Here is a 14,623-nt window from a genome sequence, read left to right as displayed (position 1 = left end):
GGGCGTGCCGCACGCGCCGGGCGTCATCCCCACCGACAGCATGTCCCCGGAGACTGGAATGCCCGGCACTTCCCACCTTTTGTCCAGCGATACGCCGCCCGTTGCCGATCCGGCCGCCAATCCGCTCGGGATGGCGGGGCTCGAATTCGTCGAATTCGCAGCACCGGTGCCGGACGCGCTCGCGCAACGCTTCGAGCAACTCGGGTTCAAGGCTGTCGCGCGCCACGTCAGCAAGAACGTCACGCTGTACCGGCAAGGGCAGATGCAGTTCCTGATCAATGCCGAGCCCGATTCGTTCGCTGCGCGCTACGCGGAGGAGTATGGAATGGGGGTCTGCGCGATCGGGCTGCGGGTGGCCAGCGCGCGGCGGGCTTTCGAGCGCGCGATCGACCTCGGCGCATGGGCGTTCGAGGGCGAGCGCATCGGGGTCGGCGAGCTGAAGATCCCCGCGATTCAGGGAATCGGCGATTCGCACCTCTATTTCGTCGACCGCTGGCGCGGGCGGGACGGCCAGCGCGGCGGTGTCGGTGACATCTCGATTTTCGACATCGATTTCCGGCCGATCGACATCACGACCGCGCATGCCGATCTCCACTGCGCGGGCACGGGCCTGCAGCAGGTCGACCACTTCACGCAGACGGTCGGCGCGGGGCGCATGCGCGAGTGGCTCGACTTCTACCACGATCTGTTGCACTTCCGCGAAATCCATGAGATCGACGCGCACTGGCATGTGTCGGAAGAATCGCGCGTGATGGTGTCGCCATGCGGCGCGGTGCGGATCCCGGTGTATGAGGAGGGTACGCGCCGCACCGAGCTGATGCACGCGTATTTGCCGGACCATCCGGGCGAAGGTGTCCAGCACGTCGCGCTGGCGACCGACGACATTCTTGCGAGCGTCGACGCGCTGCGTGCGAACGGCGTCGAGTTCATCGAGCCGCCGGCGCGCTATTACGACGAAGTCGATGCGCGATTGCCGGGGCATGGCGTCGATCTCGATGCGCTGCGCCGCCGTGCGGTGCTGGTCGACGGCGAGGTGGGCAGCGACGGCGTGGCGCGGCTGTTTTTCCAGACGTTCGTCAAACGGAGGCCCGGCGAAATTTTCTTCGAGATCGTGCAGCGGCAGGGGCATCACGGATTCGGGGAAGGCAACCTCGCGGCGCTTGCTCGCGCGCGCGACGCCGGTTGACGTACAACGGCCACGGCAGCGCCGGCGTCCGCGCCCCGTGCCGCAGCGGCGGAATCGGACACGGCGTCTGCGCTGCATGGAGGACGTGCCGCCCGGGCCGCGGCCGCGAGGGTGCCGCCTAATCGGCCGCTGCCAGCTTGCGCGCGTGGCGGCGCATCCCGTCGAAGATCGCATCGGCTACGTCCATCGGGAAGTCCGGCGGAATGCGCGCCCCCACATCCTGAATTACCGGTTCCGTGCGTGCTGCCACGCCGGCCATCGCCGCGCGGACGTCATCCTCGGTCAGGCCGACACGCGCGCCCTGCGCGATCCAGTGGCGCGGCTGGATGTCGGCGATCACGTAATGGCGATTCTTGCCGCACACGGCCATCGCGAGCCTCGCACGCCGCGGCGACAGCTGATTGCGCCGCGTGCCGATGATCGGATGCGCGGACAGCACGTCGTACAGCGGCGTGCTGCGATACGTGTTGCCCGGCAGATGCGCGATGCTGAAATTCTTCGCGTGGCCGTCGATTGCCGCGAGCACCCAGAACACGAGCTGCGTGACGAAGAAGTTCATGCGGTCTTGCGCGGCCTCGGCGGAATTCGCGAGGATGCCCATGATCGCCGCGATGCCCGGGCCGCCGTCGGATTCGTATTTCGCGGCGGACGGCGTGCCGGTCGCCTGGCACATGTCCTCCTGCGGAAGCCGGAGGATCCACGTGCCGTCCCGCGACGGCCGGCGATCGAAGCGCTCGACGATCAGCGCCTTCTGGTCGTCGAAGCGGCCGATGTCGCAAGCGGCGACGGGCAGGCCATAGCCGGCGACGATCTTCGAACACAGCCATTCGTTCTCGACCGACGTACGCATGTCCGCCTGCATGTTACCGACGCGTCCCAGCGGCAGCTTGAAGATATGCGTGGTCGGCGTGCTGCCGGACGGCAGCAGCCAGCGGTTGCCGTCACGCAGCAGCGCGGTCTTTTCCTGCGCGCCGGCGATCGACAGGCGGAGCTCGCCTTCGTGCTCCGGGTGGCCGGGCAGCGGCGCGGCGGTCGCTTGGCGTAGCACGTCGGCGACGGCTGCGTCGTCGAGCACGGTGCCGTCGATCGACTGCAGGTCGACCGGTGCGTCATCGGGCGGCAACAGTTGCAGCGCGCCGACGCAATCGCGGCCGATCGACGCGAGCAACTCGAACGGTGCGATCGACCCGAGCCGGTAGCGCTGCGCGATCCGACGACGAATCGGCTGACTATCCGGCAGCAGGTTGTCGAAATAGTCGGCGACGATCGCGCCTTGATGCGGCTGGTTGCCGGGCGTAAACGGCAACGACAACGACAGCGGACGTCCCTGCGGATCGTCGACCCAAGCCGGCAGGTAGACGAGGCGCTCCACGCCGCGCCGGACTTCCCAATAACCGACCGCGATGCCGTTCATCCACAGGTCGAGCCGGTCGTGACGAGGGCGGCGGGCCATCGTCACCAGTCCTCCCGCTTAATGTCGCGATGCTTTCGTGGCGCGGCGGCGGCGCGCTTGCGCGCTACGCTGGATGGGCCGTTCACGGCGGCTGGCGCGCGAGCCGGTGTATCGGGCGTATCGGACGAACGCCGGCGCGCGGCCGCAACGCGTTTGCGCGGGGGCGCGGGCGCCAGATCGGGCGGCAACACGACGTCCGGCGTACCGGGCTCGAGTGTCAGGCGAACACCGAGTACGTTCAGCACCCTGAAGAACCGGTCGATGCTGACCGCGGACGGATTCGCTTCGAGCTGCGCATACGACTGCTGCGTCACGCCGAGGCGGGCGGCGAGCTGCGCCTGCGTAAGTCCCGCCGACTTCCGAAAGCCGACGAGGATCGGACGCAGCTGGCTCAAGGTCTGGACAGGGAATCCCATGGGCTCTCTCCGCGAGATGACAGGCGATCGCTTGTATTTTAAAAATACAGTCTATGGCATGTATTGTGAAAATACAAACCAAAGGCTGTACGGCACAAAAACAAAAGAGCCTGTCAGGGCGGGGCGAGCGATCAATGGATGGCTACGCGTCGCATCACGCGATATCGATCAAAAGCCTGCTGGTCCGTCCGTCGGGACCTCGGTGCGGCAGCACGACCATGCATCTGTTGCGGAAGCAAAAAGGAGCAGCAAGCAGCAGCGCGCCTCGCTCGTCTGATGCGCAGCAGATGAACGAAGCGGGCCGTTTCCAACGAGCACGCGGATCGATTCTGCGCACTTCATCGGTCGTCACAACCCGCGGCGAACGACTCGCCCGCGCCGACCACCTCGACGCGGAAAGCAATGCGAACGCCGATGAGCGCCGGTGGTTAAGTCGCAAGGACACCTGACACTGCACGCACCAATTCAAACTCGACATTATAGGAATAATGTCAAAACATACGGGTGCATTAGTTGGAAACTTAACGGTTTACGTTATATTATTAACGAAATTTTCCTCCTGCAATCCGCCATGCCCGACACGTCCGCAGACGAACACCGCCTGACTGCCGAAATCGAACGCCTGAAGGCCGAGTTCCCGAAAACGCGCGAGCTGTACCGCGAGGTATGCGCACTGATGTTTTTCCGTTTCGGCATCACGCCGACCGCGAACCGCCTCTATCAACTCGTGCGCAAAGGCAGCATGAGCACGCCGACGGCAGTGCTCGGCGAGTTTTGGGCCGAATTGCGGGAAAAGAGCCGCGTTCGCATCGAGCATCCGGACTTGCCCGCAGATCTGCAGGCGACGGCGGGCGAACTGGTCGCGGCGTTGTGGAATCGCTCGAGCGCGGAAGCGGCCGCCGCGCTCGATGCATTGCGCGCCGAAGTGGAGGCCGAGCGTGCGGCGGCGAAAGCCGAGGTCGCCGCGGTGCAAAAGGATCTGTCCCGCACCGAAACCGCGCTGGAGCAACGCACGGCGGCATTGCTGTCGGCGCAGGTGCGCATCCATGAGCTCGAACAGGCGAGGGCCGCCGACGAAGCCTCGCGCCGCGCCCTGCAAGCCGAAATCGACCGGCTGAAGTCCGACAACGACGCCGCCGATCGCGCACTGGCGCAGGCGCGCGCCGATTTCACGTCGCAGCTCGACCGCTTGCGCGGCGACGCAAGCCGCGCCGAGGACCGCCTGCGCGCGTCGGAGAAACGCGCACTTCAGGAGATCGATCGCGAGCGGGTCGCCGCCGCCCGGCTGCAAAAGGAGCTCGACGCGGCCGCCGCGCGCGCCGAACAGCGCGACATCCAGCACAGGAGGGATCTCGCGACGTTGCAGGCGCAACTGGTTGATACGCAACATCGATGCGGGATGCTCGAAGGTCAACTCGACGGCGCCCGCGCGACCAATGCCGCATACGTCGCCGAGCTCGGCGCATTGCGTGCGGAGCGAGCCGAACGGGTCGAACGAGCCACGCGAGGGCAGGTGCGCAGGACCGTGGGCCGCGCGGTTGGCAGCGCTCCGCGCCCACCGAAGCCGGCCGCACGCAAACGCGCCGCCAAACTCGCATGACGCGGGCTTCGCGGAACCGCAACAACGCCGTCTTGACGCGCCGCGATTCGGGTAAAGTGCCGCTCAATTCCCCGGCTCGACCTTGCTAGACGACCGGTCTAATCGTTGCTAACATACGCCATCATGAATGCATCTTCAGGCGCGGAAGTCCGCCAGCACATTCTGAATATCGCGAAGCCGATCATGCTCCACAAGGGGTTTTCGGCGGTCGGGCTGAACGAGATTCTCGCAGCGGCGGGCATCCCGAAGGGCTCGTTCTACCATTACTTCGGCTCGAAAGAGGCGTTCGGCGAGGCGCTGCTCCAATCGTATTTCGACGGCTATCTCGAGCATCTCGACAACCTGCTGAAGCACCACGCCGGCACGGGCGCGCAGCGCCTGATGACGTACTGGAGCAACTGGCTGTACACGCAATGCGCGGACGACCCCGAAGGCAAGTGTCTCGTGGTCAAGCTCGGCGCGGAAGTGTCCGACCTGTCCGAGGCGATGCGTGCGGTCTTGCGGCGCGGCACCAGCCAGATCGTCGAGCGGCTCGCGGACGGCATCCAGGCCGGGCTGGCCGACGGTTCGCTGAGCGGCGTCGACGATCCAGCGCATACGGCCGCGATCCTGTACGAGCTGTGGCTCGGTGCGACGCTCCTGGAGAAGATTCACCGTAACCGCAAACCGCTCGAACGGGCCATGCGCGAAACGCGGCAGATGCTGAATCTGCCGCCCGTCGCGGATGACGGCGAGCACGCGTAATCCGGGCGCGCTTTGCGCGCCTTGTTTTTCTGCGAACACTAGACGACTGGTCTACTTACGGGAAAACAAAATTGCCTGACCGTATCGTCGCGATCCAACCGGCTGACCTGCTGTCCGCATAGCCTGCCGGCACAACCGCCTCGATGCGCACACGATTGTCCAACGTTGATCCGTTCGTGCCCGGTGCACGTCCATTCCTGTTGACGGAGGTCCCATGCCGCAAAGCAAGACAACAAACCGCAGAATCGTCCTGAATTCGCGCCCCGCAGGCGCGCCCACCCCGAACGATTTCCGCACCGAGACCGGCGACGTGCCGGTGCCCGGCCCCGGCCAGGTGCTGCTGCGCACGGTGTGGCTGTCGCTCGATCCGTACATGCGCGGCCGGATGAGCGACGCGCCGTCGTATGCGCCGCCGGTCGAACTCGGCGACGTGATGGTCGGCGGCACCGTCAGCCGCGTCGTCGCGTCTAATCTGCCCGCGTATCGCGAAGGCGACCTGGTCGTCGCGGGCGGCGGCTGGCAGGACTATTCGCTGTCCGACGGCAGCGATCTGATTCCGCTCGGCGGCGACTTCGCGCATCCGTCGTATGCGCTCGGCGTGCTGGGCATGCCCGGATTCACCGCATACACCGGGCTGTTGAAAATCGGCGAGCCGAAGCCGGGCGAAACCGTGGTCGTGGCCGCCGCGAGCGGGGCGGTCGGCGCGGTGGTCGGGCAGATCGCGAAACTGAAGGGTTGCCGCGTCGTCGGCGTCGCGGGCGGCGCCGACAAGGTCGCGTACGTGAAGGACACGCTCGGCTTCGACGCGTGCATCGATCACCGCGATCCGCAGTTCGCGGCCAAGCTGAAGGAGGCCTGTCCGAACGGCATCGACGTCTATTTCGAGAACGTCGGCGGCGCCGTGTTCGATGCCGTGTGGCCGCTGCTCAACGACCATGCGCGCGTGCCCGTATGCGGAATCATCGCGCATTACAACGACGCGGCTTACGACGACAAAGCGGTGTCGACCGGCCGCGACCGCGTGCCCGCGCTGATGGGCACGATTTTGCGCAAACGCATCCGGATGCAGGGTTTCATCATCCTCGATCACTATGCGACGGACTATGCGTCGTTCCTGAAGGAAATGAGCGAGTGGGTCGCGCAGGGGAAGGTAAAGACGCGCGAGGATGTGATCCCCGATCTCGCCGACGCGCCGAATGCGCTGATCGGCTTGCTCGCCGGCAGGAATTTCGGCAAGGTCGTCGTGCGTGTCGGACCGGATGAACTGGCCTGACGCGATCCGTTCCATTCCATTCTTTTCCGTTCGTTTTCCGGTCATTTGCACGTTGGCGTCGCGCGACGCCGGCTTGTGGCATGCTCGGTTCCGTTTCCTCAAGGAGCGAAAACATGGCGCTTTACGTAATGGCCTCGGTGTTCCCGAAGCCCGAACACGCGCAGGCCGTCGAGGCTGAGTTGCGCAGCATGGTCGCGGCCACCCGCGCAGAACCCGGCAACCGCCGCTACGACCTGTTCCGCGAGCAGGACGGTTCGCCTGCGCTGCACCTGTTCGAGGTATACGACGACCAGGCCGCATTCGACGCACATCTCGCGAGCCCGCACTTCACCGCGTTTCGCAGCAAGTCGGCCGACTGGTTCTCGGCGCCGCCCGTGATCAAGGTGCTGTCGGGCATCGATGCGGCCGAATAAGCCGCAGTGACGCATTCCCGTCGCGGCCCGCGTCCACGCGGGCCGCGCTTCAGCCGCTGCGTTGCGCAACGGCGATGAACGATCCGGCGCCCCGGTCGCGCCGATTCCCCAATACACCGGCCCCCGGAGGCTGAATGGTCACCCTCAATATCAACGGCGAGAACCACACGGTCGACGCCCCCGACGACATGCCCCTGTTGTGGGCGCTGCGCGACGTCGTCGGCCTGACCGGCACGAAATTCGGCTGCGGTATCGCGCAATGCGGCGCGTGCACCGTCCATCTCGACGGCGTTGCCGCGCGCTCGTGCGTGCTGCCGGTCGCGGCGGTCGCCGGCCGCAAGATCACGACGATCGAAGCCGTCGGCGCGACGCCGGCCGGGCAGAAAGTCCAGGACGCGTGGCGCGAGCTCGACGTCGTCCAGTGCGGTTACTGCCAGTCCGGCCAGGTGATGGCGGCTACCGCGCTGATCGCATCGAACCCGAACCCGAGCGACGCCGACATCGACGCGGCAATGGCCGGCAACATCTGCCGTTGCGGGACGTACAACCGAATTCGTGCGGCGATCAAGCACGCCGCGAAGGGGAGCTGATATGTCGCGAGGACTGATCGAAGCCGGTCGGGCCGGCGCGGGCGTGTCGCGCCGTTCGTTTATCAAGCTGGGCATGTCGCTCGGCGCGGCCGTCGGCGGCGGCCTGCTGCTCGGTTTCAGCATGCCGGCCGCGGGTGACGATGCGCGGCGCTCGGTGATTGGAGGCGACGCAGCCGAACCGGCACCGCCGGGCGTTTTCGCACCGAACGCGTTCGTGCAGATCGACCGCAGCGGCAAGGTCACGCTGGTGATGCCGAAGGTCGAGATGGGGCAGGGCGTCTACACCGCGCTGCCGATGCTGATCGCCGAGGAACTCGAGGTGCCGCTGTCGAACGTGACGCTCGACCATGCGCCGCCGAACGAGAAGCTGTTCCTCGATCCGCTGCTCGGCGGCCAGCTTACGGGCGGCTCGACGTCGGTGCGCTACGCATGGGAACCGCTGCGCCGCGCGGGCGCCACCGCACGCACGCTGCTCGTTTCGGCCGCCGCGAAGCAATGGAACGTCGATCCGGCCACGTGCCGCGCCGAAAACGGCGAAGTGCAGCATCCGCCGAGCGGCCGGCGCGCAGCGTACGGGCAGCTCGCGGACGCCGCGGCGAAACTGCCGGTGCCGAAGGACGTCGCGTTGAAGAAACCGGAAGATTTCAAGCTGATCGGCAAGCCGGTGAAGCGGCTCGATTCGCCGGAGAAGGTCGACGGCACCGCGCAGTTCGGGCTCGACGTGCGTGTGCCCGGCATGGTGTATGCGGTGATCGTCAATAGCCCGGTGTTCGGCGGCACGGTCGCGAGCGTCGACGACACGGCCACGAAGAAGATTCCGGGCGTGCGCCAGGTAGTGCGCGTCGACAACGCGGTCGCGGTGGTCGGCGATCACACGTGGGCCGCGAAGCGCGGCGCGTCGGCGCTCGTCGTCAAGTGGAACGAAGGCGCGGGCGCGAAGGTGTCGACGAAGGATCTTTTCGCGGATCTCGCCCATGCAGCGGCAAACGGCAACGGTGCGGTCGCCCGCAAGGAGGGCGACGTCGGCAACGCGTTCGCGAAAGCGAAGACGCGTGTCGACGCGGTCTATGAACAGCCGTTGCTCGCGCACGCGACGATGGAGCCGGTGAACTGCACGGTACACGTACGCGGCGACGCGTGCGAGATCTGGGTCGGCACGCAGGTGCCGACGCGCGCACGCGACACCGCACAGCAGCTGACCGGGCTGTCGCCCGACAAGATCGTCATACACAATCACCTGCTCGGCGGCGGCTTCGGCCGGCGGCTCGAAACCGACATGATCGGCCAGGCGGTGAAGGTCGCCAAACAGGTCAACGCACCGGTGAAAGTGATCTGGACGCGCGAGGAAGACGTCCAGCACGACATGTACCGGCCGTGCTACTACGACAAGATCTCGGCCGGTCTCGACGCGAACGGCAAGCCCATCGCGTGGCAGCACCGGATCGTCGGCTCGTCGATCCTCGCGCGCTTCGCGCCGCCCGCGGTCAAGGACGGTGTCGATCCCGACGCGGTGGAAGTCGCGGCCGAACTGCCGTACGACCTGCCGAACCAGCTCGTCGACTACGTGCGCCAGGAGCCGCGCCACGTGCCGACCGCATTTTGGCGCGGCGTCGGGCCGACGCGCAGCACGTTCGTCGTCGAGAGCTTCATCGACGAGCTTGCCGCGCAAGCCAAGACCGACCCGGTGCAATATCGCCGAGCACTGCTCGACAAGACGCCGCGCGCCCGCAATGTGCTCGACGTCGCGACCCGGGCGGCCGGCTGGGGCGCGGCGTTGCCGAAGGGGCAAGGGCGCGGCGTATCGGTGATGCACGCGTTCGGCAGCTTTTTCTCGATCGTCATCGACGTCGCCGTGGAAGACGGCGAAGTGCAGGTCAAGCGCGCCGTGTGCGCGGTCGACTGCGGGATGGTCGTGAACCCGAGCACGATCGAGGCGCAGGTGCAGGGCGGCATCATCTTCGGGATTACCGGTGCGTTGTACGGCGAGATCACGATCGAGGACGGCCGCGTCGTTCAGAGCAACTTCACGGATTACCGTGTGATGCGCATCAACGAGACGCCGCCGATCGAGGTTCATCTCGTCAAAAGCGCCGAAGCGCCGGGCGGAATCGGCGAACCGGGCACCGCCGCGACCGCCGCGGCATTGTCGAACGCGATCTTCGCGGCGACCGGCAAGCGGCTGCGCAAGCTGCCGGTCGGCAGCCAGTTGAAGACGGCTTGAGGGGAGGGACGAACCATGCGAAACGTCACCCAGAATCGTCCGCTCCGCGTGAATCGCGCAGCTCGCACGCTCGGCCGATCGCTGCTCGCGCTGTTCGCACTGATGACCGCGACGGGAAGCCAAGCCGCGCAAACGGCGCCGCCCGACAGCGCGCTGGTTGCACGCGGCGCGTATCTCGCGAAGGCCGGCGACTGCGTCGCGTGCCACACCGCGCCGCGCGGCACGCCGTTCGCCGGCGGCCTGAAGATGGTCACGCCTATGGGCGCGATCTACACGACGAACATCACGCCCGACCCCGAAACGGGCATCGGCGGCTATACCGAAGCGGAGTTTGCCGGCGCGCTGCGCAAGGGCGTCGCGAAGGACGGGCACAACCTCTATCCGGCGATGCCGTATCCGTCGTACGCGAAGCTGAAGGACGACGACGTGAAGGCGTTGTATGCGTACTTCATGCACGGCGTCGAGCCGGTGAAGCAGGCTAACCGTCCGTCCGACATCCCGTGGCCGCTCAACATGCGCTGGCCGCTGGCGCTGTGGAACGCGGTGTTCCTCGACACGACGCCGTATGCCGACAAGCCGGGGAAGGACGCGGCGTGGAACCGCGGCGCGTACCTCGTGCAAGGGCTCGGGCATTGCGGGTCGTGCCATACGCCGCGTGGCGTCGGCTTCCAGGAAAAGGCGCTGGATGAAGGCGGTGCGGCGTTCCTGTCGGGGGCTGCGATCGACAACTGGTTCGCGTCGAACCTGACCGGCGAGCACAACACCGGGCTCGGCCGCTGGAACGAGGCCGACGTCGCGCAGTTCCTGAAGACCGGCGCGAACCGGCACGCGACCGCGTTCGGCTCGATGGTGAGCGTGATCAATCACAGCACGCAGGAGCTGACCGACGACGATCTGGCGGCGATCTCGCGCTACCTGAAATCGCTGCCGGCGGCGGGCGGCACCGGTGCGCCGCCGTATCGTTACGACCCGAAGGCGACGCAGGTGGCGTTGGGCCGGCCGGCGAACGATCCGGGCGCAAAGGTGTATAACGCTTACTGCCTGCATTGCCATGGCGTCGACGGGCGCGGCTACGCGCCGCTGCTCGCGCCGCTCGCCGGCAATCCGAACGTGCTCGAGGCCGATGCGTCGTCGCTGATCAACGTGACGCTGAACGGCAGCGACACACTCGTGATCGGCGGCGTGCCGTCCGCATATCCGATGCCGGCGTTCGCGAACGAGCTGAACAATCGGCAAATCGCCGACGTGCTGACGTTCATGCGTGCCGGCTGGAACAACGGCGCGCCGGCCGTGCAGGCGGCGGACGTCGCGAAACTGCGCAAGGCGACGGCAGCCGCGCGTTGAGCGCGGCCCGCCGCTGCGCTTGACGACGGGCACGCAGCGTGCGTGCCCGTGCGCGCACGCTGCCGGGTGCAACGCGCGCGACAATGCAGCTTTTTCTGTCAACCTGTGTGCGGCCTTGGTGGCCGCGCGCGTTTTATCGACGCAAGTAGGGGTGTCTGGATGGCTAACGTGACTTATACGGATACGCAATTGCTGATCGACGGCGAGTGGGTCGACGCCGCGAGCGGCAAGACGATCGACGTCGTGAATCCGGCAACGGGCAAGGTGATCGGCAAGGTCGCCCACGCGGGTATCGCCGATCTCGATCGCGCGCTGGCCGCGGCGCAGCGCGGTTTCGAAGCATGGCGCAAGGTGCCGGCGCACGAGCGCGCGGCGACGATGCGCAAGGCCGCCGCGCTGGTGCGCGAACGCGCCGACACCATCGCGCAGTTGATGACGCAGGAGCAGGGCAAGCCGCTGACGGAAGCGCGTGTCGAAGTGCTGTCGGCCGCCGACATCATCGAATGGTTCGCGGACGAGGGCCGTCGCGTGTACGGCCGGATCGTGCCGCCGCGCAATCTCGGCGCGCAGCAAACGGTCGTAAAGGAGCCGGTCGGCCCGGTCGCGGCATTCACGCCGTGGAATTTTCCGGTCAACCAGGTGGTGCGCAAGTTGAGCGCCGCGCTCGCGACCGGTTGCTCGTTCCTCGTGAAAGCGCCCGAGGAAACGCCGGCGTCACCGGCCGCGCTGCTGCGCGCGTTCGTCGATGCGGGCGTGCCGGCCGGTGTGATCGGCCTCGTGTACGGCGATCCGGCTGAAATTTCGTCGTACCTGATTCCGCATCCGGTGATCCGCAAGGTGACGTTCACGGGTTCGACGCCGGTCGGCAAGCAATTGGCCGCGCTCGCGGGCCAGCACATGAAGCGCGCGACAATGGAACTCGGCGGCCACGCGCCGGTGATCGTCGCGGAGGATGCGGACGTCGCGCTGGCCGTGAAGGCCGCCGGTGGCGCAAAGTTTCGCAACGCGGGCCAGGTGTGCATTTCGCCCACGCGTTTCCTCGTGCACAACAGCATCCGCGACGAGTTCACGCGCGCGCTGGTCCTGCACGCGCAGGGGCTGAAGGTTGGCAACGGGCTCGAGGAAGGCACGACGCTCGGCGCGCTCGCGAATCCGCGCCGGTTGACCGCGATGGCATCGGTCGTCGACAACGCGCGCAAGGTCGGCGCAAGCATCGAGACCGGCGGCGAACGGATCGGTTCGGAAGGCAACTTCTTCGCGCCGACCGTAATCGCGAACGTGCCGCTGGAAGCGGATGTGTTCAACAACGAGCCGTTCGGGCCGGTCGCGGCGATCCGCGGATTCGACAAGCTCGAGGACGCGATCGCGGAAGCGAACCGTCTGCCGTTCGGGCTGGCGGGCTACGCGTTCACGCGCTCGTTCGCGAACGTGCACCTGCTGACGCAGCGACTCGAAGTCGGGATGCTGTGGATCAACCAGCCGGCAACACCGTGGCCGGAAATGCCGTTCGGCGGCGTGAAGGATTCCGGCTATGGTTCGGAAGGCGGGCCGGAAGCACTGGAGCCGTATCTCGTCACGAAGTCGGTGACGGTGATGGCCGTGTGACGGGCGCGGCGTGAGTGGGGGCGCGTCCGGCGATGCGGCGCGTCTTCGCGAGCGATGCAAGGCGAATGGAGGCGTCGCACGATGTCCATCGCGCGCTTCCTTCGCCGCGCCGCCTCATTTTTCGCCCGATGAACTCGCCGAAGACCCGCAAACGAGAATGAAGCCGTGACCAACTCAAGAACGCCGGTCGCCGGGCTTTCGGTCTTCCCATTTATTTGACATAACGTGAATTATCGGCGGTCACGATGTAGGTCCCAAGTTCAGATGTCGCGTTTCCGCTAAATAAAAATGTCGTGTTTTGGCCTGTAGGTTGATCGCCTGCACCCTTGGGAGCGCCGGCGATGAACGCGACTGGGACGATCACCATGACGATGCGTGAAGTGGATCGGCTGAAGGTCATCGAGGCTGTAGCCGAGTGTCGGCTCAAGCCTGGGCAGGCGGCCGAACGGCTGAAGTTGAGCGTGCGGCAGATTGAGCGTCTGGTATTGCGCTATCGCGCGGCCGGCGTGGCCGGATTGGTGTCAGGCAAGCGTGGGCGCCCGAGCAATCATCAGTTGCCGGCTGGAAAGGCGCAGCGGGCGCTGGCATTGATCCGCGAGCGCTACGCCGATTTCGGGCCGACGCTGGCCTGCGAGAAACTGCGCGAATGTCATGGCATTGACCTGGCTGTCGAAACGGTTCGTACGCTGATGAGGGCTTCCGGCCTATGGATTCCACGCAAGCAACGCCCGCCGAAGGTCTACCAACCGCGCAACCGCCGTGCTTGCTTCGGCGAACTGATTCAGATCGACGGCAGCGATCACCGTTGGTTCGAGGACCGTGCGCCAGCCTGCACGCTGCTGGTATTCATCGATGATGCAACCGGACGGCTTATGGCGCTGCACTTCACGGCGAACGAATCGACCTTCAGCTATTTTGAGGCGCTGTCGAAGTACCTGGATTCGCATGGCAAGCCGGTGGCGTTCTATAGCGACAAGGCCAGCATTTTCTACGTGAAGAAGCGCTCGGAGACCGCGGGCAAAGGCGTCACGCAGTTTGGCCGAGCGCTGTACGAACTCAATATCGACGCGTTCTGTGCAAACACGAGCCAGGCCAAGGGGCGTGTGGAACGGGCCAACCTGACACTGCAGGACCGGCTCGTCAAAGAGCTTAGATTGCGCGGAATCAGCACATGGGAGGCCGCCAACGCGTACACACCCTCCTTCATCGCTGATTTCAATCGTCGCTTCGGCAAACCGCCGAAAAGCGATCACGATGCACACCGACCACTGCGTGCTGATGAGGATCTGAGACAGATCCTGTCGTATCGCGTGCCGCGCAAAGTATCCAACGCGTTGACAGTGCAGTACGACCGCGTGATGTATCTGCTGGCCGATTCGGTGGCCAATCGGAGCCTCGTGCATGAATACGTCGAGGTCGTCGAATATCCGGACGGGATGATCGAAGTACAGGCCAACGGCGCAGTGCTGTCATGTCAGCAATACGATCGCATCACACGCATCGATCAAGGCGCCGAGGTAGAGAACAAGCGGCTGTCCAGCGCACTGGAAGTCGCGCGGCGCATTCAGGATATGCGTGACGATCGTCGCGCTTCGGGCTCACCGGCGCGCACCCACTGCGGTGCCGAGGTTCAGGCAAAGAAGGCGCTCATCGGGCTGAAGAAGCAGCGTGCCATTGAGCTTGCCGACCTGAATCAAGCCATTCTTGAAGTCAGCGTTGAAGGAATCAGGGAACGGGGGGGCGGCTTCGCCGCCCCACCCCAATACCTTGAATAAGGA

13 protein-coding genes are annotated in these 14,623 nt (G+C 65.9%); 11 read left to right on the top strand and 2 right to left on the bottom strand.

Annotated features, from left to right (window positions below; all coding sequences use genetic code 11):
- The first annotated feature begins 58 nt into the window (after positions 1-58).
- Positions 59-1,186: a VOC family protein gene (locus tag KDW55_RS05135; RefSeq protein WP_212197887.1), complete on the top strand. Its 1,128-nt coding sequence runs from the start codon at positions 59-61 to the stop codon at positions 1,184-1,186.
- 118 nt (positions 1,187-1,304) lie between these two features.
- Here the strand turns inward: KDW55_RS05135 and KDW55_RS05130 are convergent, their stop codons facing one another.
- Both KDW55_RS05130 and KDW55_RS05125 read right to left on the bottom strand, forming a co-directional pair.
- Positions 1,305-2,639 (bottom strand): type II toxin-antitoxin system HipA family toxin, encoded by a 1,335-nt coding sequence (locus tag KDW55_RS05130; RefSeq protein WP_069242960.1) that lies wholly within the window; start codon positions 2,637-2,639, stop codon positions 1,305-1,307.
- Positions 2,640-2,641: 2 nt separating this feature from the next.
- Positions 2,642-3,055 (bottom strand): helix-turn-helix transcriptional regulator, encoded by a 414-nt coding sequence (locus KDW55_RS05125; RefSeq protein WP_059546882.1) that lies wholly within the window; start codon positions 3,053-3,055, stop codon positions 2,642-2,644.
- Between the two features lie 134 nt (positions 3,056-3,189).
- Between KDW55_RS05125 and KDW55_RS05120 the strand changes: the two genes are divergently transcribed.
- The 10 genes from KDW55_RS05120 to KDW55_RS05075 all read left to right on the top strand — a co-directional run bounded on the left by KDW55_RS05120 (position 3,190) and on the right by KDW55_RS05075 (position 14,620).
- Entirely contained in the window at positions 3,190-3,504 is a 315-nt protein-coding gene (locus KDW55_RS05120; protein ID WP_212197886.1) for a hypothetical protein, read from the top strand.
- A 122-nt stretch (positions 3,505-3,626) separates the two neighbouring features.
- On the top strand, positions 3,627-4,655 hold the full coding sequence (locus KDW55_RS05115; RefSeq protein WP_069242961.1) for a DNA-binding protein: 1,029 nt from the start codon (positions 3,627-3,629) through the stop codon (positions 4,653-4,655).
- A gap of 123 nt (positions 4,656-4,778) precedes the next feature.
- Positions 4,779-5,399 (top strand): TetR/AcrR family transcriptional regulator, encoded by a 621-nt coding sequence (locus KDW55_RS05110; protein WP_212197885.1) that lies wholly within the window; start codon positions 4,779-4,781, stop codon positions 5,397-5,399.
- Positions 5,400-5,613: 214 nt separating this feature from the next.
- Complete coding sequence (locus KDW55_RS05105) at positions 5,614-6,672, top strand: NADP-dependent oxidoreductase (protein WP_212160034.1); 1,059 nt, start codon at positions 5,614-5,616, stop codon at positions 6,670-6,672.
- A gap of 113 nt (positions 6,673-6,785) precedes the next feature.
- Positions 6,786-7,085 (top strand): putative quinol monooxygenase, encoded by a 300-nt coding sequence (locus KDW55_RS05100; RefSeq protein WP_040139805.1) that lies wholly within the window; start codon positions 6,786-6,788, stop codon positions 7,083-7,085.
- 134 nt (positions 7,086-7,219) lie between these two features.
- Positions 7,220-7,675: a (2Fe-2S)-binding protein gene (locus KDW55_RS05095; protein WP_040139806.1), complete on the top strand. Its 456-nt coding sequence runs from the start codon at positions 7,220-7,222 to the stop codon at positions 7,673-7,675.
- A 1-nt stretch (position 7,676) separates the two neighbouring features.
- Positions 7,677-9,896: a xanthine dehydrogenase family protein molybdopterin-binding subunit gene (locus KDW55_RS05090; RefSeq protein WP_059546890.1), complete on the top strand. Its 2,220-nt coding sequence runs from the start codon at positions 7,677-7,679 to the stop codon at positions 9,894-9,896.
- Positions 9,897-9,911: 15 nt separating this feature from the next.
- Positions 9,912-11,240 carry a cytochrome c gene (locus KDW55_RS05085; RefSeq protein ID WP_212160036.1) on the top strand — a complete coding sequence of 443 codons (1,329 nt, stop codon included), beginning with the start codon at positions 9,912-9,914 and terminating at the stop codon, positions 11,238-11,240.
- A 159-nt stretch (positions 11,241-11,399) separates the two neighbouring features.
- Positions 11,400-12,845 carry an NAD-dependent succinate-semialdehyde dehydrogenase gene (locus tag KDW55_RS05080; protein ID WP_040139809.1) on the top strand — a complete coding sequence of 482 codons (1,446 nt, stop codon included), beginning with the start codon at positions 11,400-11,402 and terminating at the stop codon, positions 12,843-12,845.
- Between the two features lie 341 nt (positions 12,846-13,186).
- Positions 13,187-14,620 (top strand): ISNCY family transposase, encoded by a 1,434-nt coding sequence (locus tag KDW55_RS05075; protein WP_212160056.1) that lies wholly within the window; start codon positions 13,187-13,189, stop codon positions 14,618-14,620.
- The last annotated feature ends 3 nt before the right edge of the window (positions 14,621-14,623 follow it).

The organism is Burkholderia sp. AU19243, from assembly GCF_018148075.1.
In the GTDB taxonomy this organism is placed as follows: domain Bacteria; phylum Pseudomonadota; class Gammaproteobacteria; order Burkholderiales; family Burkholderiaceae; genus Burkholderia; species Burkholderia latens_A.
This window is presented reverse-complemented; position numbering and strand designations above follow the sequence as displayed.